Here is an 849-nt window from a genome sequence, read left to right as displayed (position 1 = left end):
ATGTGGAAGCAGTGTTTACCAAGATCTATACCAAGAATATGTAAGGAAGACATATGGTTCACCTCTTTCAATTTACCTACCCCAAGCGTAGAGGCTTAAGAGTGAGGCGGACCATATAATTAGCCCTGCTATCACTAGCAGGGCTTCTTAATTCACTTCGAAGAAGTAAACACTTCAGGAAAGGAGGCGTTTTAGCTCTTAGGCTTTTCCCCGAACCTAGGGCCTGCTCTTCCAAGGTCCTTACGTTTGCCCAAGGCCAATACGTAAAAAGCCCAAGTATTTCAGCTTGGGCTTAATATATGTGGCACATGGCTAGGTTTACATTAGTGCCCTTCAGCTAAAGAGAAGCTTTAGCTCTTATGCTCTCCCCTAGCCCAGGGCCCGCTATTCCAAGGACCTTACGTTTTGCCGAAGGCCAAAACGTAAAAAAGCCCGAGTCGTAAGACTCGGGCTTAGTATAAGTGGCACAGAGCTGAGATTACATTACAGCCATTCAGGTAAAGAAAGGCATTAGCTCTTATGTTCTTATCCTTCTCCCCGAGCCTAGGGCCCGCTCCTCCCAGAGCCTTACGTTTTGCCAAAGGCCAAACGTAAAAAAGCCCGAGTCGTAAGACTCGGGCTTAGTATAAGTGGCGGAGCGGACGGGACTCGAACCCGCGACCCCCGGCGTGACAGGCCGGTATTCTAACCAACTGAACTACCGCTCCACTCAAATCACCGTATGTTCAGCACGATAACTTAAATTGGAAGCCTGGCGATGTCCTACTCTCACATGGGGAGGCCCCACACTACCATCGGCGCTATTACGTTTCACTACTGAGTTCGGCATGGGATCAGGTGGGTCCATAA

General features: G+C 49.0%; 1 tRNA gene and 1 rRNA gene. Both read right to left on the bottom strand.

Going from position 1 to position 849, the window contains the following annotated elements:
* Positions 1-630: 630 nt before the first annotated feature.
* A tRNA-Asp gene (locus C9J01_RS29385) sits at positions 631-707 on the bottom strand.
* 42 nt (positions 708-749) lie between these two features.
* Positions 750-849, bottom strand: a 5S ribosomal RNA gene (gene rrf, locus C9J01_RS29380); the annotation flags it as partial.

Source organism: Photobacterium rosenbergii (assembly GCF_003026455.1).
Classification (GTDB): domain Bacteria; phylum Pseudomonadota; class Gammaproteobacteria; order Enterobacterales; family Vibrionaceae; genus Photobacterium; species Photobacterium rosenbergii.
The sequence above is the reverse complement of the archived record's forward strand: the minus strand, read 5'-3'. Positions and strand labels throughout refer to the sequence as shown.